The sequence below is a fragment of the Pseudomonas sp. GM18 genome, from assembly GCF_000282195.1.
GTDB lineage: Bacteria > Pseudomonadota > Gammaproteobacteria > Pseudomonadales > Pseudomonadaceae > Aquipseudomonas.
This window is the reverse complement of record NZ_AKJT01000033.1, coordinates 57,881-80,711: the sequence shown is the minus strand read 5'-3', so window position 1 is coordinate 80,711 and position 22,831 is coordinate 57,881. Positions and strand designations below refer to the sequence as shown.

Sequence of the window (22,831 nt, the reverse complement as noted above, 5' to 3'; positions counted from 1 at the left end):
ACAAAGGTTTTCCATGAGTGAAGATGCACAAGACGTGGTACTGATCGTAGAGGATGACCCTTCAATTTTGATGGTGCTGTCCGCTTATTTGTCGGGTGAAGGTTATCGGGTGCTGCAAGCCGAAAACGGTGAGCAGGCCTTTGAGATTCTGGCGAGCAAACCGAACCTGGACATGATGATCACCGACTTCCGCCTGCCTGGCGGGATTACTGGCGTGCAGATCGCCGAACCGGCCGTGAAACTGCGACCGGAACTCAAGGTGATCTTCATCAGCGGTTACCCGCAGGAAATCCGCGAGACCGACAGCCCGATCACCCGCAAGGCGCCGATCCTGGCCAAGCCATTCGATCTGGATGAGTTGCAACGGAAAATGCAGGAGTTGCTCTCCTGAAGCGGCGTCGACGGTTGTGTCGCACGGCCCCCCCTATAGGAGCTGCCGAAGGCTCGGGCCGCGCTCGGACGATCTTTTGATCTTGATTAAAGCCCTTGCTGCAACGCCGGATCATCCGGATTGAGCTGCTCGAGCTGCGCCAACAGGATCTGCACGTTCTGCAACTGTCCGCTTTCCTTCCAATAGTTGATCAACAGCACGCGCGCCTTGCGATCTGCCGGGTGGCGCTGGACGATTTCCTGCAGCTGTTTCTGCGCCGCTTCCAGCTCTTGCTCACCATGCAACGTGGTGGCCAGGTCGTAGCGGTAATCCTTGTTGTCGGGCTCAAGCTCCACGGCTTTGGACAGCCCAAGCAACGCGAACTCACTTTGCCCGTGATGCAGCAGCCAGAGCCCCAACGCATGTTGCAGGTAGGCCGAATCGGGCTGAGCCTTTAACTGCTTCGCCAACAATTGTTGGGCGGCATCGCTTTGGCCCTGTCGATCCAGCACGTCAATCTGCATCACCAGTGCCGGCAGGTTGCCGGGCGCCAGTTGCAACGTGCGCTCCAATGCCTGCTGCGCGTCCTTCAGTTCGGCATTGTGCAAATGCAGGCGCGCCAGTTGGTACTGGGTGTCGGCGCTTTCCGGCTGGTGCTTGAGGACCTGTTCCCAGGCATCGATGGCTTGCTCCAAGGGGCCGAAATACAACCCCAGCTCATCCGGGGACAGGCCCAACAAGGCGTTGACTGCGACAAACCGGACACTTTGGTCGCTGTCGTCGAGCAAGGGCCCAAGCAACAGACTTCGCTGTCCATTGGGCACTAAACCGCTGACGCTTTTGATCGCCGCGATGCGCACATCCGCCGAAGGATGTTGCAGGTCCGCATCCGCCAGTTTCAGGGCTTGTGGGCTGGGGTAGTTGGGCAGTTCGGCATGCAGCCAGACGCGGCGCTTGTCGGACAGGTCTGGGCGGCCCAATTGCTGGTAAAGAACCCGCGCCGCCCCCGGTTGACCCGTGCGTGCCTGGGTCAGCGCTTCGCTGTAGCCGCGTCGAATCGCCTCCGGCACCACAGGCGTCGTGCTGCGCAAAAAAAACCAGGCGAGGGCGAGGGCAAACAGTGCACAGAGGCTGATGAGCAGATAGCGGCGGGACTGAGGCATGCAGGAATCCGGGAGCTGACAGGCTTTTGCAAAGTCACCAGCTTCGGTCAGGCCGGGCTGTGAGTCAAACCCTTGCTCAGTTCAACACGTAGTCATCAGGCTCAAGGGGCGGTGGCAAGTCGGTTTGCCCCAGCGCTGCCAGCACTTCGCGCTCCAGTGTGCGCAAAATCGCATTGCACGGCAGATCGTTCTCATCGAAGCCGAACGGGTCTTCCAGATCGTCGCCGATTTCGTCGAGACCGAAGAAGGTGTAGCTGACAATGGCGGTAATCACCGGTGTCAGCCAGCCAAGAGATTCTGCCATGGCGAACGGCAACAGGATGCAGAACAGGTAGATGGTGCGGTGCAGCAGCAGGGTGTATGGGAAGGGCAGCGGCGTGCTTTTGATGCGTTCGCAACTGGCCTGGACCTGACTGAGGCTGACCAGTCGCGTTTCTAGTTGGGTATAACGCCATTCGCTGATCTGGCCGCGCTCGGCGAGGGCCGAGCACCGGGCGCCGATCCGCTGCAACAGCGCGTCAGTGATGTTCGGATGCCCCGCGTCCACGGCATCCGGCGTCCACGGCTTGATGGCGCTGAGCTCGTTTTCAACGCGCAGGCGGGCGATCAGGCCATGGGCGAACCCGCAGAGTTCACGCAGCATAAGTTCACGTTCGGCCGCCGCCATCAGCCCCTGGGTTTGGCGAATCAACGAGCGTACTTCGATGATCAACTGCCCCAGATGCTTGCGGCCCTCCCACCAGCGGTCGTAGCAGGCGTTGTTACGAAAGCTCATGAAGATCGACAACGACAGGCCCAGCAGGGTGAACGGTGTGGCGTTGACCTTGGAGAAATACGCCGGGTGCCAGATCTCCACCAGCACGATCACCGACGCCAGCAGGGTCACCAACAGACTGCGCAAGGCAATACGCTTGGCAATTGAGCCTTTAAGGGAAAACAACATGCCGAGCAGGTTCGGCTTGGGACGCACAATCATGGGCAGGGGCTTTATAGAGAGAGTGACGCTTTCGCAGCGATTTCAGCCTAGGGGCATGGGGTGATCCTGTCCAATCGCTTTGGCTGACGAAGTGATCGACAGGCTCTATCAAGGTGGGCGTAACCATCGGCGAAATGCCCTACAGGTTTTGTCGACACAGAAATTCGTCGTGATGACTACGCTTGCAGGAGATGACTCGATGAGTGCTCCCATGCAACCGCTGCTTCAATACTTCAAGGCGATTCTCAACCCCGGACGCGAGGCGCTGCTGTTTGCCCTGAGAACCATCGTGGCCGGGTTACTGACGCTGTACCTGGCCTTTGTGTTCGACCTCGACCAGCCCAAGTGGTCGATCATGGCGGTGATCATTGTCAGCCAGCCATTGGGCGGCATGGCTCTGGCCCGAAGTTTCGGCCAGATCATCGGCACCACGTTGGGCGCGGCAGTCGCGGTGTTGATCATGGCCATTTTCCCCCAGGCGCCGCTGCCCTTCATCATCACCCTGGCCTTATGGCTGGCGCTGTGTACCGCCGGCGGCACCTTGTTGCGCTACACCAGTTCCCAGGCGTTTGTTCTGAGCGGTTACACAGCGGTGGTGGTGGCACTGCTGGCGCAACCCGATCAGGAGGGCACGTTCCTATTGGCGGTCACTCGCGTCACAGAAACATTGTTGGCGGTGGCCTGCGTGTGCGTCGTCAGCCTTCTGACGGCGCGACCGGAGGCGGTGGCCCGGGGTTACTTCGCCAAGATCGATCAAGTGATCAAGCTGCTCGCGACGCATGCGGCGGCGGTTATTCGAACCGAGGAAAGCGAGGCCGACTTCCACAAGCGGCAAATGCAACTGTTGGGCGAGATCAGCGCCCTTGAAGGGCTGCGTCGACATTTGTATTTCGATGCACCACGGTTGCGCAGTGCCAACGGTCTGGTGCAGTTGCTCGGCAATCAACTGGTGCTGCTGACTTCGCGGTTGACGGCTTTGCGTCACCAGCGACTACTGCTCACCGAACGCTGGGAAGGCGCATTGCCGGAAGAGGTACAGCGTTTGCGCGCCGAAGAACTGGCGTTTCTCGATGACCTGGCCGTGCAAGGGCGCTCATTGTCGACCGAGGCGCGGCACCACTTCTCGACGCTGCAACAGCGTTTCGATGACATGGCCTACAAGGCCGAACAACTTATCGAGACGATGCCTGCCACGCTGCGCTCGTTGGCCTGGGCACTGCGCTGGGAGCAGGCACGGATGTTGGAGCAACTGGGGCAGATTCTGGAACTGAGCGACGCGATCCAGGAAGGACGTGAAGCCAGTTGTGTGTTCCGCGGCCAGGACAATCCATTGCATCTGGACTTCACGTTGGCGGCAATGAACGCAATCCGGGCATTTACTGCGTTGCTGGTGGCCGGTCTGATCTGGATCGAGACTGCTTGGGATGGGGCTCGCGGCGGGATGATTGTGGTGGGGATTCTCTGTTCGCTGATGGCGACTTTTCCGCGGCCATTGCTGGCCAGCCAAAGCTTTGCCAGGGGGCTGGGTCTGGCCTTGGTGGTGTCGGCGCTCTATCTGTTCATGCTGATGCCGATGATCAGTGACTTCGAGTTACTCGCCTTGTTGTTTGCGCCATTGCTGTACGCGGTCGCGGTGGGGCTGGCCAGCCCGCCAACCACTGGCACAGGCATTGGTCTTGGACTGACGACCATGCTGTTGCTGGGGCCGCAAAACGCAGGAATCGGTCAAAACAATGCCATTCAGTGGTTTGAGTTTGCCGGTGCGTATATCAGCGCCGCCGCGCTGGCGCTCAGTGTTTACGCCTTGATCTTCCCGTTCAGGCCCGATTTACGGATACGCCGGCTGTTCAATGAAAGCTGTGAGCAGGTCTACGCTTTGTTGAAGACGCCGGCCACCGATGAGCAGCAATTTGCGTTTGAAAGCCGTATGGTCGATCGCCTGACCATGATGTTGGGACTATTGCCGGCGACCAGCGACAAGCATTCCCGTGAGTTGTTCGAAGTCAGCCTCGGGTGCATGGCACTGGGGGTGGCTTTGAACCAGCTCAGGCAGCAGGGGCAAAGCAATACGTTGTTAAGTACGGAACAAAAGAACCGTTTGCTGGCGGCTGTCCGAGAGACAGGGCGATTGATCGCCGGGCGACTCGGGGTTGACCTTGTGCAGTTGCTCGGAAGCTTGCATGTCTTGGGCGATGAAATGGACGACTTGCATCTAGACGTTCATGAACACCTGTGGTCGGTATTCAGGATGCGCGTGGCGTTGTTGATCGTGGTGTCGTTTCTGGAGCGCCATCGCAAATATTTTCAACCCGCAGACGTGGAAGGAGTGCCGGCCCTTGCCCATTGATCTGGAGTTGGGCGGCGTCTATCTGCCGCCAATCGCCCAGGCCCTGCTGCTGGCCTTTCCGATTTTTCTGCTGTTGGACTGGATCTTGCGCCGCTTCGGGGTACTGCGGTTTGTCTGGCATGAGGCGCTGTTCGAAGGCGCGTTGTATGCCTGCGTTTGCGCAACGTTGATCCTGGTGATGGGAGCCTGACGCCTTGAAGACGATCCTTGCCCGACTCGCGACCCTGGCGGTGGTAGTGCTGGCCGTCATCCTCGGCTGGTTCGCCTGGGAGCATTACACCCGCGCCCCCTGGACTCGCGATGCACGGGTTCGCGCCGATGTGGTGACGTTGTCCGCCGATGTCTCGGGGCGCATCGTCAGCCTGAGCGTGCAAGACAACCAGCGTGTCGAGAAAGGCCAGTTGCTGCTGGAAATCGACCCGGCGCGTTATACGCTGGCGGTGGAGCATGCCAAGCGTGCGGTGGAAGTCGCCAAAGCCACGCTTGGCCAGTCCGAAGCGACGATTGTCTCCAGTGAAGCGCTGCTCAGGCAGCGTCAAAGCGAAGAGCGTCGCCGTCGAACCCTCAAACAGCGTTTCGCGATCTCCGGCGAAGAATGGGAAAAATCCAGTACCGAAGTGGCTGTGGCGCAGGCGGAGCTGTTGCGCAATCAGGCCAATCTGGGCCTGGCACAGGCCAACGTGCAGCTGTCGATCGCCGCTTTGACCCAGGCCGAACTGGACTTGCAGCGCACGCGGGTTGCAGCGCCTGTCAGCGGTTACGTGACCAACCTGCTGACTCGCCAGGGGGATTACGCCACTGCCGGGGGCGCATTGTTGGCACTGGTGGACAGCGACTCGTTTTATATCAGTGGCTACTTTGAAGAAACAAAACTGCCACGAATTGAGGAGGGCGATCGGGTCAGGGTCGAGTTGATGAGCGGCGAGACCTTCGGCGGCACCGTGCAAAGCATTGCCTTTGCTATCGCCGACCGTGAGAACTCCCCCGGCAGTCGCCTGCTGGCCAACATCAACCCCAGTTACACCTGGGTCAAACTGGCGCAACGGGTGCCGGTGCGGATACAGATCGACGCCGACTATATCGCCAAAAACCGCCTGCGCGCAGGGACCACTGCCACGGTAACCGTCATGGAAAACCGAGACTCCGAGGCAACCCATTAGCCCCTGTGATTGTTTCTGGCACGGCATGCAGACAAAAAAAGCCCCGCGACCGAATGAGGCGCGGGGCAAGGAATTTGGTTGGGTTGCGGCCAACCAAAGGGGCACGTTAAAGCATTACTTGCTGGCGACCGTCTCTGGCTGCCAGCCGCCGCCGAGGGCTTTGTAGATCGCGACGATGCCGCGGTACAAATCGACTTCGGCCTGGGCCTGGGTGTCTTCGGCTGCCAGACGCTCACGCTGAGCATCGAGCAGGACGAGGAAGTCCACGGTGCCTTCGCGGTAGCGAATGTCGGCGAGGTCCGCAGCGGCGCGGCTTGATTCGCTTTGACGAATCAGCGAAATCAGGCGCTGCTGGCGTTTGCCGTAATCGCTGAAAGCGTTTTCCGACTCTTCCAATGCCAACAGTACTTTCTGCTCGTAGGTCGCCAGGGCGCCTTCGGCTTCAGCATCGGCGCCGCGCAATCGGGCGCGCACGCTGCCCAGGTCGAACGCCGCCCAGGTAATGCTTGGGCCCAGTGCCCAGGCATTGGCCGCCGACGAGCCGATTTGCGAACCACGCCCGGCGGTGAAGCCGAGGAAGCCGCTGAGGCTCACTCGAGGGAACAAATCAGCCTTGGCCACGCCGATACGCGCGGTGGCAGCCGCCAGCTTGCGTTCGGCGCTGCGGATGTCCGGACGCCGTTGCAGCAGTTCACCCGGATCACCGATCGGCAGTGCCTTGGCGATCGCCGGCAAGTCTTTTGGACTCAGGTCGACGGTCAGTTTGTCCGGACGTTCACCCAGCAGGGTGGCGATGCGGTTGCGCTGACGAACCTGTTCGGCCTGCAGTTGCGGCACGCTGGCTTCGACAGACGCCAGGCGCGCATCGGCGCGAACCACGTCCAGCTGATCGCCGACACCGGCATCACGCAGGCTTTCGGTGATCTTGCGTGACTCCTGCTGGTTGTTCAGGTTGGCCAGGGCGATCTTTTCCCGCAGTTGTGCGCCGCGCAGTTGGCCATAGGCATCCACCAGTTCGGCAATCATGGTGACTTGCAGTTGGTAAAGATCGGCTTCGGCCGCTTGCTGTTCGGCGTCGCTGGATTCCAGGTTGCGCTGGATGCGACCGAACAAGTCCAGTTCCCAGGCCATGTCCAGGCCCAGGTCATAACGTTCAGTGTTGACCCGTTTGCTGGTCTGGCCGGGAATCTGTCCCTTGCCCAGATTGCTGCTAGCGCGGCTGGTGATGGTCGGCATGGCGTCATTGCTGGCGTCATCGCGAATCGCCCGGGCCGCTTTCCAGCGGGCGAAGGCCACGCGCAAATCACGGTTGCCTTGCAAGGATTGCTTCACCAACTGGTTGAGGGTTGGATCGTCGAATTGCTGCCACCAGATGCCTTCGAAACGGGCGCGGTCAAAGTTCTTCTGACCAGCGCTGCCATCGGTGGCGGTCGTGATGTTGGCCGCCTCGGTGGCTGGGGTTTTGTAGTCCGGGCCGACGGCACAGGCACTCAGGGCCAGTACCAGCAGGCTCGGCAGGAAGGCTTTCAGGCTCATTGTTGCGCCTCCAGTTTCAGGTGCTTGGCCGCTTTGCGCGCTTCACCGCGCTCCACAAAGTTGCGAATCAGTACGTAGAACACCGGCGTCAGCAACAGACCGAAGAAGGTCACCCCGAGCATCCCGGAGAACACTGCCACACCCATGGCGTGACGCATTTCGGCACCGGCGCCGCTGGAGAAGACCAGTGGCACAACACCCATGATGAACGCGAAGGAGGTCATCAGGATCGGCCGCAGACGCAGACGGCAGGCTTCCAGAACCGCTGCCAGCGGGCCGAGACCTTCTTCCTGTTTATCCTTGGCAAACTCGACGATCAGAATCGCGTTCTTACAGGCCAGTCCCACCAGTACGATCAAGCCGATCTGGGTAAAGATGTTGTTGTCGCCGCCCGAGGCAATCACCCCGGTAATGGCCGACAGCAGGGTCATCGGTACGATCAGGATCACCGCCAGTGGCAGGCTCCAGCTTTCGTATTGAGCCGCGAGTACCAGGAACGCCAGTAGTACGCAGAGCGGGAACACGAACAACGCGGTGTTGCCGGACAGAATCTGCTGGTAGGTCAGGTCGGTCCACTCGTAGGTCATGCCGTTCGGAAGTTCATCCTTGAGCAGTTTCTCGATGGCTTTCTCGGCTTGGCCGGAGCTGTAGCCTGGGGCTGCCGCACCGTTGATTTCAGCGGTGATGAAGCCGTTGTAGTGCATCACGCGGTCTGGCCCTGAGGTGTCGCTGACCTTGATGAAGGTCGCCAACGGGATCATCTCGCCACGGTTGTTACGCACTTTCAGCTGACCGATCTGGTCCGATTCGAGGCGGAACTGCTGCTCAGCCTGAACGTTGACCTGATAGGTGCGACCGAAGCGGTTGAAGTCGTTGGCATACAACGAACCCAGGTAGATCTGCAGGGTGTCGAAGATGTCGCTGACAGCCACGCCGTGAGTCTTGGCTTTTTCCCGGTCGATGGCGGCATCGACCTGCGGCACGTTCACGGTGTAGCTGGTGAACAGACCGGCCAGTTCCGGCACGCTGCGGCTCTTGGCGATGATGTTCATGGTTTCTTTGTACAGCTCGTCATAGCCCAGGTTGCCCCGGTCTTCGATCTGCAGGCGGAAACCACCAATGGTCCCCAGGCCTTGTACCGGTGGCGGCGGGAAGATCGCCATATAGGCTTCCTGAATCCCGGCGTACTGGCCGTTCAACGCACCGGCAATCGCACCGGCGGACATGCTCGGATCCTTACGCTCGTCGAACGGTTTCAGGGTGACGAACACGATGCCGGCGTTGGGGCTGTTGGTGAAACCGTTGATCGACAGGCCGGGGAAGGCCACCGCGCTTTCGACGCCAGGCTGTTTCAGGGCCAGGTCGGACATACGCTTGATCACGTCTTCGGTACGGTCCAGGCTCGCGGCATCCGGCAGTTGCGCGAACGCTACCAGGTATTGCTTGTCCTGGCCGGGTACGAAACCGGTCGGCGTGTTGGAGAAACCGAAGAAGGTCAACACCATCAAGCCTGCGTACAGCAGCAGGGCGATACCGCTGCTGCGGATAACCCGGCCCACGGTGCCGACATAGCCATGGCTGGCCCGATCGAAGAAGCGGTTGAACGGACGGAACAACCAGCCGCCGAAGATCTTGTCCAGAACCTTGGAGAAACGGTCCTTCGGCGCGTCATGGCTTTTGAGCAACACGGCGGCCAGGGCAGGGGACAAGGTCAGCGAGTTGAAAGCCGAGATCACGGTCGAAATCGCAATCGTCAGGGCGAACTGTTTGTAGAACTGACCGGTCAAGCCGGAGATGAACGCGGCCGGGATAAACACCGCACACAGCACCAGTGCCGTTGCGATGATCGGGCCGGTCACTTCACGCATCGCACGCTTGGTGGCTTCTACCGGGGTGAGTCCGAGCCCGATGTTTCGCTCGACGTTCTCCACCACCACGATCGCATCGTCGACCACGATACCGATGGCTAATACCAGTCCGAACAGCGACAGGGCGTTCAACGAGAAGCCGAACAGGTGCATCACGGCAAACGTACCGATCAGCGAAACCGGCACCGCCACCAACGGGATGATCGAGGCGCGCCAGGTTTGCAGGAACAGGATCACCACCAGCACAACCAGGATCAGCGCTTCGAAGAGGGTGTGAACCACTGCCTCGATGGAGCCGCGCACGAAGATCGTCGGGTCATAGACGATGCTGAAGTCCATGCCTTCCGGGAAGTTCTTCTTCAGCTCGGCCATTTTCGCCCGAACGTCGTTGGAGATCTGGATCGCGTTGGAGCCTGGGCGCTGGAAGATCGGGATCGCCACCGCCGGCTGGTTGTTCAGCAAGGAGCGCAGGGCGTACTGGCTGGAGCCGAGTTCGACACGAGCGATGTCTTTGAGGCGAGTGATCTCACCATTTTCGCCAGCGCGAACGATGATGTTCTCGAACTCTTCCTCGGACACCAGACGGCCTTGAGTGTTGACCGACAGCTGGAATGCCGTGGCATTCGGTGCAGGCGGAGCACCCAGGGCACCGGCCGCCACTTGACGGTTCTGTTCACGAATCGCGGTGACCACATCGGTCGCGGTCAGGTTACGCGAAGCGGTCTTGTTCGGATCGAGCCACACCCGCAGCGAGTAATCGCCCATGCCGAACAGTTGCACATCACCGACACCGCCCAGACGCGCCAGCTCATCCTTGATGTTGAGCAAGGCGTAGTTGGACAGGTAGAGCATGTCGTAGCGTTTGTCCGGCGAGGTCAAGTGCACAACCATGGTCAGGTCGGGCGATGCCTTGTCGACGGTGATACCGATGCGCGTCACTTCCTCGGGAAGCTTGGGCTCGGAACGCGTCACGCGGTTTTGCACCTGCACCTGCGCGTTGTCCAGATCGGTGCCCAGGGCGAAGGTGATGGTCAGGGTGATCTTGCCGTCAGCGGTGGACTGCGAGGACATGTACAGCATGTTCTCGACGCCGGTGATGGCTTGCTCCAGCGGAGCGGCCACGGTTTCACCGATGACTTTAGGGTTGGCACCGGGGAAGTTGGCACGGACCACCACGGTCGGTGGCACCACTTCCGGGTATTCGCTGATCGGCAACTGGAACAGCGAGATGGCGCCGGCGATCAGGATCAGCAGCGACAGTACCGCTGCAAAGATCGGCCGTGAAATGAAGAATTGGGAAAAATTCATCGGAGTTGCCCCTTAACCGCGTGGAGTCGCAGCAGCCAGTTTCACAACCGTACCCGGCGCGACCTTGGCAGGTGCGACTTGGGGCAGGTTGCTGGCTTCCAGCGCTTGTCGTTGTTGAGCGAGTGCCGCGAGGGTTTCCTTGCTGGCCATCGGGATCACTTCAGGGGTGACCGGTGAGCCAGGGCGAACCCGTTGCAAGCCCTTGACGATGATGGTGTCGTCTTTGTTCAGGCCGCTGCGCACGATGCGCAAACCTTCGATTTTCGGACCCAGTTCGACGGGGCGGTAAGCCGTTTTGTTGTCGGCATCCATCACCAGCACGAACTTTTTACCCAGGTCGGTACCGACCGCTTCGTCGTTGATCAACACCGCGGAGTAGGTGCCGCTGCCCACCAGTTTCAGGCGTGCATAAAGACCCGGGGTGTAGGTGCCGTCGCTGTTGTCGAACACCGCACGACCGCGGATGGTGCCGGTCTTCGGGTTGACCTGGTTATCGACGAAATTCATCTGGCCCTGGTGCGGGTTGCCGTCTTCATTCGACAGGCCCATGTAAACCGGGGTAGCGGCGCCGCGTTGACCCTGGCGGGCGAGCTGGGTGTATTTGAGGAATACACGCTCGTCGGCGTCGAAGTAGGCGTAGACCTTGTCAGTGGACACTACGCTGGTCAGCGCGGTGGTATCGGCGGTCACCAGGTTGCCGGCGGTGATTTCCGCACGGCTGACACGACCGCTGATAGGGGCCGTGACACGGGTGAAGCTCAGGTTCAGTTTGGCCAGGTCCAGTTGCGCCTGGAGTGCACCGACGGCGGCGCGAGCCTCTTGAGCGGCACTGGTGCGTGAGTCGGCAAGTTCGGCGGAAATCGCGTTGCTGGTGCGCAGGCGTTCACCGCGCTGGGCTTCGTTTTCACTGCGGGTGGCCGTGGCGCGAGCTTGTGCAACCAGGGCTTCGAGGCGGCGCACCTCAGCCTGGAATGGACGCGGGTCGATCTGGAACAACAGATCGCCTTTCTTGACCAATGCGCCTTCGGTGAAGGTTACGTCATCGATCTGGCCGGAGACCCGTGGACGAATCTCTACCGTTTCCGGCGCTTCCAGGCGCCCGGTGAATTCGTCCCACTCGTTGACCGGCTGCTCCAGCACCTTGGCCACACTGACTTTGGCCGCAGGCATGGTGGCGGCTGCGTCCGGGGTCTTGCCGCAGGCGCTCATCACCAGCACGGCCAACAGGGCCAAGGGGAAGCGCAAATGTTTGAGTGACTGTTCCATGGATGCATCCGCCAATGTATTGAGATGGGCGGATAATGCTTGGCGGGGCGGTATCAAACGAATCGAACGAGGCAAAGGTAACTATCATTCGGAATGATATAAGCCAGGAGCAAGCCCTCTAGCATGCACCTTTCGTTAGCGGGCTATCAAATGAAATGATGACAATTCTGTGTTGCGGGGAATGCAAAGGTTTGGCTTGAAACCGTGTCGTGGCCTTCGCGGGCAGCCTCACTACAAAATGAGGATCAGGCCAGACTATCCGGGTCCCCGCGGTGCTTTTGCGTTCTACCTGAGCGGGCGTGATCTGGATGAGCTCGACGCGCGCGGTCTGCGGCTGGCGAACGTGATGCTCAACTACCAACAGGGCGAATCTTCCCACAAATAGCATTAATTCCAATAAATTGTGGGTACTACAGGAAATTCCTGAATAAAGCACAAGATTAGGGAATTACGCGCCTTGAACTGCATTGTGGTTAATTCTATAATTTTGGGTATTAAACGGTGTGCAGCGACGGAAGACACGTGATGTTGGATTTAAGCTTCAGTAAGCCGAGTGAGATCGTCAAGCGACTCTGCGATCGCCTGCGCACGGAGCGGCTGGCTCTGCAGATGACGCAAGCCGATGTGGCCGGTCGCGCCGGTATCGGGACCAATACCGTGTCCAACCTCGAAGCTGGGCGCAATGTCGGGTTCGAGAATGTGGTCCGTGTGGCCATGGTCCTTGGACGAACCAAGGAGCTCGAAGGACTGTTTTTGCCAAAGCTGGACAGCCTTGAAGACATTCGCCGATACGAAAACAGTGTCAATCGTCATCGTGCCAAGAGGAAGTCCGACAATGCTTGAGCAAGTTGACGTCTACTACGGTGGTTGGGGTGAACGTTGGCTGTGGGGCACGCTTGTGTCTACGACCGCCATCACCGGTCGCCCGCAGATTGTGTTTGAGTACAGCAATGAAGCGAAGAGTAGAGGTTTTGAGCTGTCGTCCTACACACTTCCATTGGAGGGGGCCCAGTTACGTCGAGGCTTTCCGTCCCACCAGTTGGGCCTGCCAGGGCCTGTTTATGACTCGTTGCCTGACGGTTGGGGCATGCTGCTGATGGACCGGTTGTTCAGGCGCCGCGGCCTCAACACAGCACGCATAGGACCTCTGGAGCGGCTGGCCTATATTGGCAACAATGCCATGGGGGCAATGTCGTTCGAGCCCGTGGCGCCCGAGGGGCAGGAGCCGCAAGCGCATATCCCCCTTGAGCTGCTTGCGGCTGAGATTCAGGAAGTTCTCAATGGTGAAGGTGGGGAATTCCTGCAGACGTTGCTGCTGGTGGGGGGCTCGCCTCAAGGCGCCAGGCCAAAGGCGTTGGTCTATCGCGATCCTCAAAATGGATCTTTTACCACCGCCGCCAAGCCGGGCTTTGAAGCCTGGCTGATTAAGTTCCCGGCAAAAGAAGAACATCCCGAGGTGTGTGCTATCGAAATGGTCTATGCCGAGTGCTTGCGCATGTGCGGCATCCAGACTCCGGACACGCAGCACTTCAGTCTGCCCAGCGGGCTGGCAGCCTTCGCGAGTAAACGCTTTGATCGTATAGACGGTCAGCGCGTGCCCATGCAAAGCCTTGCAGCCTTTACCGGGGCCGACTACAAGTCACCGGGGTCCTTGGACTATGTCAACTTCTTGCGTGCGACACAGATGTGCACTAACGATGTGCGAGAGAAAGCTATCGCCTTCAAGCGTGCCGTCTTCAATGTCGCGTTCAACAACCGAGACGACCACCCCAAAAACTTCGCCTACGTCATGTCGCCGTCCGGTGCATGGCGGCTGGCGCCGGCCTACGACGTGACTTTCTGCGAGGGACCGGGCGGTTATCATCAGATGGACGTGATGGGCGAGGCCTTGGAGGTTGACCGAGATGCGATGCTCAGACTTGCAGACGAAGCAGAGGTCTCAGTGGAGACTGCTGGCGGCATCATTGACAATATTTGCCGCGTCGCCAGCCAGTTTGCAACCATCGCCGAGAACCTGTTCCCACGCTTGATCACCCAAGACACCCTGGACATCATTCAAGGCCGAATCGACGAGAACATCGACCTGCTGCGCTGACGCTACTGCTCGCCTACAACTTCAGACGGGTGTTGAACCTACTGAGGGTAACGCCCTGATGGCAGCGATGAAGGTCTGAAGTGCAGTTGATGGCCCTCTGTGATTATCGTAGGGCATGACGGAAATCTCAGCCTGGAGTATGGGGGTAGAGAAACTTTGCTATCGGGCATGGGCATTGAATAGAGGTAACACATGCTCGGCCAGCTCAGAGATCACATCTTCCGCGTGGCGATGAGACGGCTTCATGTTCAGTGCGATGTGGGTCACACCGGTTTCTTGCTGGGCATACCATTTTTCGATCAGTGCTTTACGGCCCATGCGGATGACATTGTGGAAACGTTGCTCCGGGGCATCAGGGTCTGTTGCCAGGTCGAAAAAAGTTGCGTAGCCGTAGGGCGGCGGGACTGAATCTCCTGCTGCTTCGCGCAGCGCTGCAATCACCTGGGCCACTTGGGCAGGGTCATACACCGACCAGATCCAGGCATCTGCGTTGCGCGCGATCCATTCAATTGGCTGTCGTGCCCGGCCTACGGTGATCATTGGCATTCGGGGTACCGCGGGCTTGCGCTAAAAGCAGGGTCGCGGCGCGCCCTATCGCAGCGTGTGGTGTTCTAACCGTTACTGCCAAAGGGCTCAAAGGCTCTCAGGGTCGCCGAAGAACATTTTGACATTGCTCTAGATCAATGCTTCTAGGCCGAGAATTATCGGAACTGCCCCCACATTTGCCCCCGATTGCACGTCGTACTCAATCGACATTGACAGGGACCCTCTGACGTCTTGGTGGCCATTGCGGGGATGTCCATGCCCCCAAAACATTTCGAAGCGCTCTATCCAGGTATCAGCGGTAATGGCACCATGCAATCATCTTCAAGGAAGGAATAGCAACACGTGGTGCCAACCTATTTCACCCGCGACCATTTCAAATGTTTGAACGGCTGGCGCGACAAGGTCTTTGACAAGACCGACGCTTCTCACCGACAAGCCTACAGCCAATTGCGCGAAGCTTATGACATCACCAAGCAGTGGGCGAATGAATTGCGATGGCGTGTTTTCCCGGACAGCATTGCTCCCAAAGTTATTCGCAGGCCTATAGACCAGTGGCACAAAAAGTTTTTGAGCTACAACTGGGCCCGTATCTATCCGCAGGCAGACTCTCCCCAAGGCTTGGCCTATACCGTAGGCATTGATGCCGACAAGGGATTCGTCGTCAAACTTGATCTGGTCGATACAAAAATCGAAGGTGCTGCGTTGCGTGACCGTTACAACAAGCTGCGCGGGCCTGTTCACGTTTCACCCATTGTTGCAATCTTGCCTACTGAGGACGGCCTGGCGCTTGGCTTTCAGGGGATTGTCGATTGGAGCGCGGCGTCTATTACAAAATTTGGAATTGGATACGACGACATGGCTGACCAGCTGGGCTTGACTACCACATCGAGCGTGGTGGAACTGTTGCGGCACTTCCAGGTAAGCAAGGATTTCAGAGAGCGGCAGCCGAACTGGAGCCACGAGATGACGCAGTTGTTTGCACGGTTGGCCGTTGCGATACATGAACTGGGTTTTGATTGGTGGTCTACAAAGTCCACTAACTCTCAACTGGTATTCGGCGGGAAGGAGAAGAGCGCGACAAGGGGGTCATCGGTTGGTGTGTTGTTTGTGCGAGCGGATCGTGTGTCGGTCAGATGGGCATCGTTCGACGGCCTGGATTCGATATCGCAAAACCAGGACCTGAGTGAAGAACTGGTGGCGTCAGTCGAGGCAGCAAATGCCGACAAAAACGGCGTGTCGGCCAAGCGGGGCCAACACTCCAGTCGCATTGGTTACTGGCCAGACGAGTACGGCAGCGAAGAGGAGGCCGGCAGGGAGGAGGGTGAGCAGCCCAATAGCTTCGGATTGTCCGAGGGAACAATCGCCCCACGCAATCAAATCTATTTTGGCCCTCCCGGCACCGGCAAAACCCGGATGTTGCAAGAGTTGCTCCGCAGAGACTACACGTCCACCGACGAGGTGAAACGCTACGAATTTGTCACCTTCCACCAATCCTACGGGTATGAAGAGTTCGTCGAAGGGCTGCGTCCGGTGATTGTCGACAGTGAAGACCAGAGCACAGATGACCAGGCAGCCGCAGCGACATCAGGAGACGTTCGCTACGAGATCAGAAAAGGCGCTTTCCTACGGCTGTGCGAAAAGGCCAGGGCCGATCTAAATCAGCAATATGCGATGGTCATCGACGAAATCAATCGCGGAAATATCAGCAAGATTTTTGGCGAGTTGATCACGCTGATTGAAGTCGACAAGCGCGAGAGGGCCGAGTACGAGGTGACGCTGACATTACCCTACTCGGGCAAGCCATTCAGCGTTCCGTCAAACGTCGACGTGATTGGTACGATGAACACCGCCGATCGCTCATTGGCGCTGGTTGATACGGCGTTGCGCCGACGTTTCGAATTCATCGAATTGATGCCCGATCCTTCCGTATTGGCCGAAGTCGTGGTGTCTGAGCGGGGGCATACAATCCATCTCGATCAACTGCTGACTGCACTCAACAAGCGCATTGAAGCGTTGTATGACCGGGAGCATACCGTCGGGCATGCGTATTTCACTGCGTTGAAAAAGGCTGCGCCCGAAGAGCGTTTCGCGGCGTTGGCCGGGATCTTCCGGACGCGGATCATTCCGCTGCTGGAGGAATATTTCTTCGATGATTGGCAGAAAATCCGACTGGTATTGGGCGACAACCAAAAGGCAGCAGAGCTTCAATTTGTCCAGGCGCTGAAAGCCGACCAAGGCTTCAAGGGACTGTTCGGTTCGAGTCACGAACTGGATGAATACTCGATGAGGCCTCAGTACCGCTTGAATGCAGGTGCGCTTGATAACCCGCAAGCCTATATCGACATCTATGCGACGCTGTCCTGAATGACCGCCGTACAGATTTTCGAGTACGACAAGCTGGTCGGGCCGGGTGACGGTTTGAATGGCAAGGCCGTCCCCGCGCGCGTATTCGCCTGGCTGGAAGAGCAATGCCTGGCCACCGGTGAGCGCACGCCAGTCTGGTTGAAGCTCACAAGTCGACGGGGGCAGCGCGCAATTCAGGTTTGCAATTACGTTGGCGTGCTACGTGCCCCCTGCGGTTTTCAGATAGAGATCCTGCCCAAGATCGGTCGCAATACGTCTTCGGCCATGGCGCGCAGAAAACTGATCGAGATGCTCAAGTGCCTGCGGGGTTTTCGTCACATCAGGACGCTGAATGCTGATCTTCAAACGGAACAGATGCCGTTGCTCGAAGTGTTCCTTCAACAATTTCTCGAGGCAGTGGGGCACATTGTGAAGCGCGGCGTGCGCAGTGATTACACCGCTCGCCAGGCAAACCTGTCCAGCCTGCGCGGCAAACTGGTGATGGCACGTCATCTCTCGGAGAATTTGGTACGCCGTGACCGATTCTTTACCGAATACGATGAGTTCACCCAGGACCGCGCTGAAAACAGGCTGATTCATGGCGCACTGCTCAAAACACTGGGAATGTGCAAAGCGCCCGGCAATCAGCGCCTGGCACGAGAGTTGTGTTTTGTGTTTGCCGACGTGCCGGTGTGCGCCGATGTTGCCCAGGACCTTAAGCGTATCCGGCTGGACCGGGGCATGGACTATTACAAGCCCGCGCTTGATTGGGCAAAGTTAATTCTGGAGGGCGACAGCCCGGTGACAGGTGCGGGCAAGCACAATGCTCCGTCCTTGCTGTTTCCCATGGAGGCAGTGTTCGAAGCCTATGTGGCAAAGCACTTGGCAGGCCAGGTCCGGCAGGGTTTTAACCTGCGGACCCAGATCAGCAGGCAGTATCTGGTGAGCCACAATGAGCAGGACTGGTTTCGTCTGAAGCCGGATTTACTGATTGAGCAGGGTGCGCAGTCTCACTTGGTGCTCGATACAAAATGGAAACTCCTGGATAGCGTAAAAGGCAACAGCCGCGAAAAATACCTGCTCAGCCAGACCGATTTCTACCAGCTCCACGCCTATGCACACCTCTATTTGAAGGGCGCCGGGAATGTCGTGTTGATCTACCCATGGACAGGTTCATTTACTGAACCTTTGCCTGTGTTCGACTTCAGGTGCTCAAATGATTTGAAACTCTGGGTCCTTCCGTTTTGTTTTGAAAGTTGCAAGTTGCTGCTGCCAGAGGTGTCACCCCTGAATCAGTACCTCTGCGGCTGAACACTCACGCTGTATCTGGGCTTATTGGGCCTGACTTCCGATGCCCTCAAAGACTCTCAGGGTCGCCAAAAAACATTTTGACTTGGCTCTAGGGCGGTGGTTTCAGGTGATAAAAAATTAGTGACGCCCCCACTTTTACCCCCACTCGCTCGTGATACACGAGCGAACGAAAATGGCGAGTGCTTGCAGAATTCCATTAGGGTTCTAATGGTTTCTGTTAACTCCACATTGGAGTCAGGGGCATCGTGCACAGCTGTCAGGGCGTCTAGAAAATTCAGGGTGATTCAAGACGCGGATACCCACCGTGTCGATGGCACCCACCTCAGGAATGCTCTATCACCATCACCGCAGTGGTGTCCGCCTCGAGTGCTTCGAACACGTGAGGCACATTCGCCAGGTAGCTGATGTAGTCGCCAGCGTTCAGCAATACAGGTCCAGTCGCCGGGCCGATATGGGCACTGCCACTGCACAGCACCACGTGCTCTACGGTGCCCAGTGGGTGGGGCTGAGACAGCCGAACTTCGCCGGGCTGCACTTTGAGCCGGTAGATATCGCGTTGTACTCCCGCCGGGCAATCGGCAAGCAGTGTCGCTGCATAATTGGCAGTCTCGGCATAGGTCGTCATACCCTCGTTGGCGCGAATCACCCGCAGGGTCTGCTGGGGTTGCTCGAAGAACCGGGTGACTTGCAAGCCCATTGCCATCGCCAGCGACCACAAGGTTTCGATGCTGGGGTTACCGATTCCCGACTCCAATTGAGACAAGGTCGACTTCGCCACCCCGGCGCGCTTCGCCAGCTCGGTCAAGGAAAGCCCGGCGGCCAGGCGCTCGCGTTTGATTGAAAGGGCCAGCAGATCGATTCGGCTCGGGTTATTTCTCAGTAGAGCGTTCGTTATGTCAGTCATTTGTTTTGTAAATCATCCTGAAATGGGTTGACGCTCTCAGGCGCCTTGTTCAGTATAGTGGTCATTAGTTCATTATAAAGTTTGCTTTGCCGAACCAACCCCGCGAATGGCGGCTTAGGTTACGGCAATGCTGGCAGCAAGGAAGCAGTGAGTGATGAAGTCGCAAACCCGTGGGACGCTCGAAATGATTTCGGCCATGGTGATCTCCGGCACGGTGGGCTGGTTCGTCATCATGTCGGGGCAGAGCCCGGAGGCCGTGGTGTTCTGGCGTTGCTTGTTCGGCGCCATGGCGATGCTGGTTGCGTGCCTGGTGCTCGGGGTGCTGCGCCGCTCCCTGATCAACGCCCGGCAGCTCATTCTGGTGTGCTTGGGCGGGGTGGCGCTGATTCTCAACTGGGTGCTGCTGTTCAGTGCCTACAAACATTCCTCTATCGCCATTGCGACGGTGGTCTACCACGTTCAGCCGTTCATGCTGGTCGGTCTGGGTGTGCTGTTCTTCGCCGAGCGCCTCAGTGCCGCCAAGGTCGGCTGGTTGCTGTTGGCCTTCGCCGGTCTGATGCTGATCGTGTCCGCCAAGGGCAGTGGGCAGGCAGCCGGCTCCGATTACCTTCTGGGTGTCTGTCTGGCCCTGGCTTCAGCCTTCTTCTACGCTGTGGCGGCGGCGATCACCAAGCGCCTCAAGGACTTACCCGCGCACCTGATCGTGCTGATCCAGATGGTGGTAGGCGTGCTGATCCTGGCACCGTTCGTGGACTTCACCAGGGTCGATACGGTCGAGGGCGCCTGGACTTACCTGATCATTGTCGGCGTGGTCCATACCGGGCTCATGTCGACCCTGCTGTACAGCGCCATCCAGAAAATCCCCACGGCGCTGGTCGGGGCACTGTCGTTCATCTATCCGATCGTCGCCATCCTGGTCGACTGGGTTGCCTTCGCCCACCCGCTCGGCGTCCTGCAAGTGATTGGCACGAGCGCCATCCTGCTGGCGGCTGCGGGCATGAACTTCGGTTGGTCGCTGGGCCGCGCTCCGCGTCAGGAAGTGACGTAGGGCCTGGCGCGACACCACACGCCATCTGAACCATCGTTAAATCAAGGGAGTTGATCGTGACTGTGATCCTGTGTGGCCTGGGAGGCTGTCTTCCGCCTCAGATAATTGACAATCATCAAATTTCCAGTGGGCTGGATACCACGCCCGAATGGATAGAATCGCGCACCGGCATTCGTGAACGCCGAATGGTCAGTGACGGATTGAGCATGCTCGACCTGGCACTCAAGGCCGGCGCCCGTGCCCTCGCCTCGGCAGGTGGGCGGGCGGTGCAGGCGGTGGTGGTCGCGACCACCTCGCCGGAGCGCATCTGCCCGGCGGTGGCGCCAGAAGTGGCGTCGGCACTGGGCCTGGGCGACATCGCCGCCTATGACATCACCTCTGCCTGCAGCGGCTTCGTGTATGGGCTGGCCACCGCTTCCGGGCTGATTGCCGCGGGTATCGCCGACAGTGTCCTGCTGATCGGAGCGGAAGCCTTTACCACCTTCGTCAACCCGCAAGACCGTGCCACTCGGCCGATCTTCGGTGACGGTGCCGGCGCCGTGGTCCTGCGCCGTGGCGAGGCGGACGAGGCCGGCGCGCTCGGTTGCTTCGACCTCGGCAGCGACGGTGCCCGTTCGGACCTGCTGGCAATTCCAGCCGGCGGCTCACGACAGCGTTCGGCCAGCGCCGGGCTGGGCCATGACGCAGTAGCGCCGGGCGAGTTCTATCTGCACATGGATGGCCGTGCGGTCTATGAACAGGCCGTCGCGCGTATGTCCACGTCGGCCCAGAGCGTGCTGGACCGCGCGCGCTGGTCGATGGACCAGGTCGACTGGTTCGTCGGTCACCAAGCCAATGTACGCATCCTGCAAACCGTGGCTTTCGAGCTGGGCCTGCCCGCAGAGAAGGTGGCGGTGAATATCCAGCGGCTGGGCAACACCCTGACCGCCTCCATCCCGCTGCTGCTCAACGACCTGGCCCTGCGCGGCGACCTCAAGGCCGGCCAGCGTGTGTTGGTGAGTGCATTCGGTGCAGGCCTTTCGTGGGGCTCGACCGTGTTGCGTTGGCCACAACTGACCACCCGCAACAGCGAGTGGCAGGACTGATTCAGATTTTTCCCAACCTACAGTTCCGCACAACAGGAGTCATGTGATGACCGTAAGTAACGAAGCTATCGCCCAAGCCATTGCCGCGCGTTTCAACATCGAAGAAAGCCGCATCGTCCCCGATGCTTCCCTTGAGGACCTGGGTTTCGACTCGCTGTCGCAGGTCGACCTGGCCCAGTTGCTGAGAAAGAAACTCGGCGTGCAGATCAGCGATGCACAGCTGTCGGAGGTCGCCACTGTCGGCGATGTTCTGGCGCTGGCCAACGGTAAGGCGTGATGGTCGCCGAAGCTGCGGTTGTGACCGGTATCGGCCTGGTCACACCTGCCGGCATCGGCATCGAGGCGAACTGGCAGCGGGTGGTGGCAGGTGAAGCCACGGCCGCGCCGGACAAGACCCTCGAAGCGATGCCGGTGGGGATCTCGTGCCGTGTGCCGAGTTTTGACAGCGCCTTGCTGGGCGTCAAGAACCCCTGGCAGTGGGACCGTTATGCACAGTTCGCCTTGCTGGCGGCGCGCCAGGCCCTGGAGGATGCCGGTCTCGAGGCCGGCCGCTGGCAAGATGAGAGTCGCGTGGCGGTGATCATTGGTTCGTGGGCAGGGGGCACCGCCACCCTGGAGCAGCAGCACGCCGTGCTGCTCGCCGAAGGGCCTGACGATATTTCCTCGCTGACCCTGCCCATGGGCCTGCTGAACATGGCTGCCGGGCAGGTTGCCATTGAGCTGGGCGCCCGCGGCCCGTGCCTGGCCCTGTGTTCGGCTTGTGCGTCCGGCGCTTCGGCGCTGGGCATGGCCAAGGACCTGATCAACCGCGGGGTATGCGACATCGTGGTGGCCGGCGGTGCGGAAGCACCGATTACGCCGCTGTATGTCTCAGCGTTTGCCAAGATGCGGGCGTTGTCGCGCAACACCGATGCCGGCGGCGCATCACGCCCGTTCGATGCTGCGCGTGACGGCTTCGTCATCGGTGAAGGCGCGGGGATGTTCGTCCTTGAGTCCGAGGCGCATGCCCGGGCCCGAGGTGCACGCAACCGCGGGCGTCTGCTCGGCTATGGCGCATCGGCGGATGCTCACCACGTCACCACGCCCCATCCCCAAGGGCTCGGTGCCCGCTTGGCGATGCAGGCGGCGCTGCGCGATGCCGGTATCGAGGCCGGCGCCGTGGATTACGTCAATGCCCATGGCACGTCGACGCCGGGCAACGACGTGGTCGAGTCGCAAGCCATCGCCGAGTTGTTCGGTGCTCGCATGCTGGTCAGTTCGACCAAAGGTGTTACCGGGCATCTGCTGGGCGCCGCCGGCGCCATCGAGGCGGCCTACACCTTGCTCGCGCTTGAACACGGGCTGGTGCCGCCGACGGCCAACTTGCGCAACCCCGACCCGCAGATAGCGGTTGACCTGGTCCAGGGCCAGGCGCGCGCGCAGCCAATCAAGGTGGCGCTTTCCAATTCGTTCGGATTTGGCGGCCAGAATGTCTCACTGGTGTTCGCCGCCTGAGACCTCGCTGC

The 22,831-nt window shown here is 59.4% G+C and carries 19 protein-coding genes; 12 read left to right on the top strand and 7 right to left on the bottom strand.

Translation table 11 applies throughout. The annotated features are described in order from the left end of the window. The first annotated feature begins 13 nt into the window (after positions 1 to 13). Complete coding sequence (locus PMI21_RS18670; protein WP_007936703.1) at positions 14 to 391, top strand: response regulator; 378 nt, start codon at positions 14 to 16, stop codon at positions 389 to 391. A gap of 86 nt (positions 392 to 477) precedes the next feature. Here PMI21_RS18670 and PMI21_RS18675 read toward each other — a convergent pair whose 3' ends face one another. Together PMI21_RS18675 and PMI21_RS18680 are read right to left on the bottom strand one after the other, a co-directional pair. Beyond that, positions 478 to 1,533: a tetratricopeptide repeat protein gene (locus PMI21_RS18675; RefSeq protein ID WP_007936702.1), complete on the bottom strand. Its 1,056-nt coding sequence runs from the start codon at positions 1,531 to 1,533 to the stop codon at positions 478 to 480. 76 nt (positions 1,534 to 1,609) lie between these two features. Beyond that, complete coding sequence (locus PMI21_RS18680; protein WP_007936701.1) at positions 1,610 to 2,509, bottom strand: bestrophin family protein; 900 nt, start codon at positions 2,507 to 2,509, stop codon at positions 1,610 to 1,612. Positions 2,510 to 2,708: 199 nt separating this feature from the next. On the opposite strand from PMI21_RS18680, the gene PMI21_RS18685 reads away from it, so the two are divergent. The 3 genes from PMI21_RS18685 to PMI21_RS18695 are packed head-to-tail and all read left to right on the top strand — an operon-like array spanning position 2,709 to position 6,016. Continuing rightward, positions 2,709 to 4,856: an FUSC family protein gene (locus PMI21_RS18685; RefSeq protein WP_007936700.1), complete on the top strand. Its 2,148-nt coding sequence runs from the start codon at positions 2,709 to 2,711 to the stop codon at positions 4,854 to 4,856. Further along, complete coding sequence (locus PMI21_RS18690; protein WP_007936699.1) at positions 4,846 to 5,046, top strand: DUF1656 domain-containing protein; 201 nt, start codon at positions 4,846 to 4,848, stop codon at positions 5,044 to 5,046. The genes PMI21_RS18685 and PMI21_RS18690 overlap by 11 nt, the downstream gene beginning before the upstream one ends. Before the next feature lie 4 nt (positions 5,047 to 5,050). Continuing rightward, on the top strand, positions 5,051 to 6,016 hold the full coding sequence (locus PMI21_RS18695) for a biotin/lipoyl-binding protein (RefSeq protein ID WP_007936698.1): 966 nt from the start codon (positions 5,051 to 5,053) through the stop codon (positions 6,014 to 6,016). A gap of 114 nt (positions 6,017 to 6,130) precedes the next feature. Here the strand turns inward: PMI21_RS18695 and PMI21_RS18700 are convergent, their stop codons facing one another. From PMI21_RS18700 to mexE, 3 genes are read right to left on the bottom strand one after another with little or no spacing between them, the layout of a single operon-like run. Then, positions 6,131 to 7,552, bottom strand: a complete 1,422-nt coding sequence (locus tag PMI21_RS18700) for an efflux transporter outer membrane subunit (RefSeq protein ID WP_007936697.1) — start codon at positions 7,550 to 7,552, stop codon at positions 6,131 to 6,133. Continuing rightward, positions 7,549 to 10,728, bottom strand: coding sequence for an efflux RND transporter permease subunit (locus PMI21_RS18705; RefSeq protein WP_007936694.1), 3,180 nt, complete (start codon positions 10,726 to 10,728; stop codon positions 7,549 to 7,551). Before PMI21_RS18705 ends, PMI21_RS18700 begins: the two co-directional genes overlap by 4 nt. A gap of 12 nt (positions 10,729 to 10,740) precedes the next feature. Then, positions 10,741 to 11,994, bottom strand: coding sequence for a multidrug efflux RND transporter periplasmic adaptor subunit MexE (gene mexE, locus PMI21_RS18710; RefSeq protein ID WP_007936693.1), 1,254 nt, complete (start codon positions 11,992 to 11,994; stop codon positions 10,741 to 10,743). A gap of 525 nt (positions 11,995 to 12,519) precedes the next feature. On the opposite strand from mexE, the gene PMI21_RS18715 reads away from it, so the two are divergent. Together PMI21_RS18715 and PMI21_RS18720 are read left to right on the top strand one after the other, a co-directional pair. After that, positions 12,520 to 12,837, top strand: coding sequence for a helix-turn-helix domain-containing protein (locus PMI21_RS18715; RefSeq protein WP_007936692.1), 318 nt, complete (start codon positions 12,520 to 12,522; stop codon positions 12,835 to 12,837). Further along, positions 12,830 to 14,089 carry a type II toxin-antitoxin system HipA family toxin gene (locus tag PMI21_RS18720; RefSeq protein ID WP_007936691.1) on the top strand — a complete coding sequence of 420 codons (1,260 nt, stop codon included), beginning with the start codon at positions 12,830 to 12,832 and terminating at the stop codon, positions 14,087 to 14,089. The genes PMI21_RS18715 and PMI21_RS18720 overlap by 8 nt, the downstream gene beginning before the upstream one ends. 159 nt (positions 14,090 to 14,248) lie before the next feature. Here PMI21_RS18720 and PMI21_RS0128025 read toward each other — a convergent pair whose 3' ends face one another. Continuing rightward, positions 14,249 to 14,635, bottom strand: a complete 387-nt coding sequence (locus tag PMI21_RS0128025) for a hypothetical protein (protein ID WP_033063912.1) — start codon at positions 14,633 to 14,635, stop codon at positions 14,249 to 14,251. A 342-nt stretch (positions 14,636 to 14,977) separates the two neighbouring features. On the opposite strand from PMI21_RS0128025, the gene PMI21_RS18725 reads away from it, so the two are divergent. Both PMI21_RS18725 and PMI21_RS18730 read left to right on the top strand, forming a co-directional pair. Then, entirely contained in the window at positions 14,978 to 16,999 is a 2,022-nt protein-coding gene (locus tag PMI21_RS18725; RefSeq protein WP_007936689.1) for an McrB family protein, read from the top strand. Beyond that, positions 17,000 to 18,289, top strand: coding sequence for an McrC family protein (locus PMI21_RS18730; RefSeq protein WP_007936688.1), 1,290 nt, complete (start codon positions 17,000 to 17,002; stop codon positions 18,287 to 18,289). 322 nt (positions 18,290 to 18,611) lie between these two features. On the opposite strand, the gene PMI21_RS18735 is transcribed toward PMI21_RS18730, so the two are convergent. Beyond that, positions 18,612 to 19,193 (bottom strand): helix-turn-helix domain-containing protein, encoded by a 582-nt coding sequence (locus PMI21_RS18735; RefSeq protein ID WP_007936687.1) that lies wholly within the window; start codon positions 19,191 to 19,193, stop codon positions 18,612 to 18,614. A gap of 154 nt (positions 19,194 to 19,347) precedes the next feature. Here PMI21_RS18735 and PMI21_RS18740 point away from each other — a divergent pair, with 154 nt between their 5' ends. From PMI21_RS18740 to PMI21_RS18755, 4 genes are read left to right on the top strand one after another with little or no spacing between them, the layout of a single operon-like run. Next, on the top strand, positions 19,348 to 20,241 hold the full coding sequence (locus tag PMI21_RS18740; protein WP_007936686.1) for a DMT family transporter: 894 nt from the start codon (positions 19,348 to 19,350) through the stop codon (positions 20,239 to 20,241). Positions 20,242 to 20,297: 56 nt separating this feature from the next. Further along, entirely contained in the window at positions 20,298 to 21,326 is a 1,029-nt protein-coding gene (locus PMI21_RS18745; protein ID WP_007936685.1) for a beta-ketoacyl-ACP synthase III, read from the top strand. Between the two features lie 46 nt (positions 21,327 to 21,372). Continuing rightward, entirely contained in the window at positions 21,373 to 21,603 is a 231-nt protein-coding gene (locus PMI21_RS18750; RefSeq protein ID WP_007936684.1) for an acyl carrier protein, read from the top strand. After that, entirely contained in the window at positions 21,603 to 22,820 is a 1,218-nt protein-coding gene (locus PMI21_RS18755) for a beta-ketoacyl-[acyl-carrier-protein] synthase family protein (protein WP_007936683.1), read from the top strand. Before PMI21_RS18750 ends, PMI21_RS18755 begins: the two co-directional genes overlap by 1 nt. Positions 22,821 to 22,831: the final 11 nt, after the last annotated feature.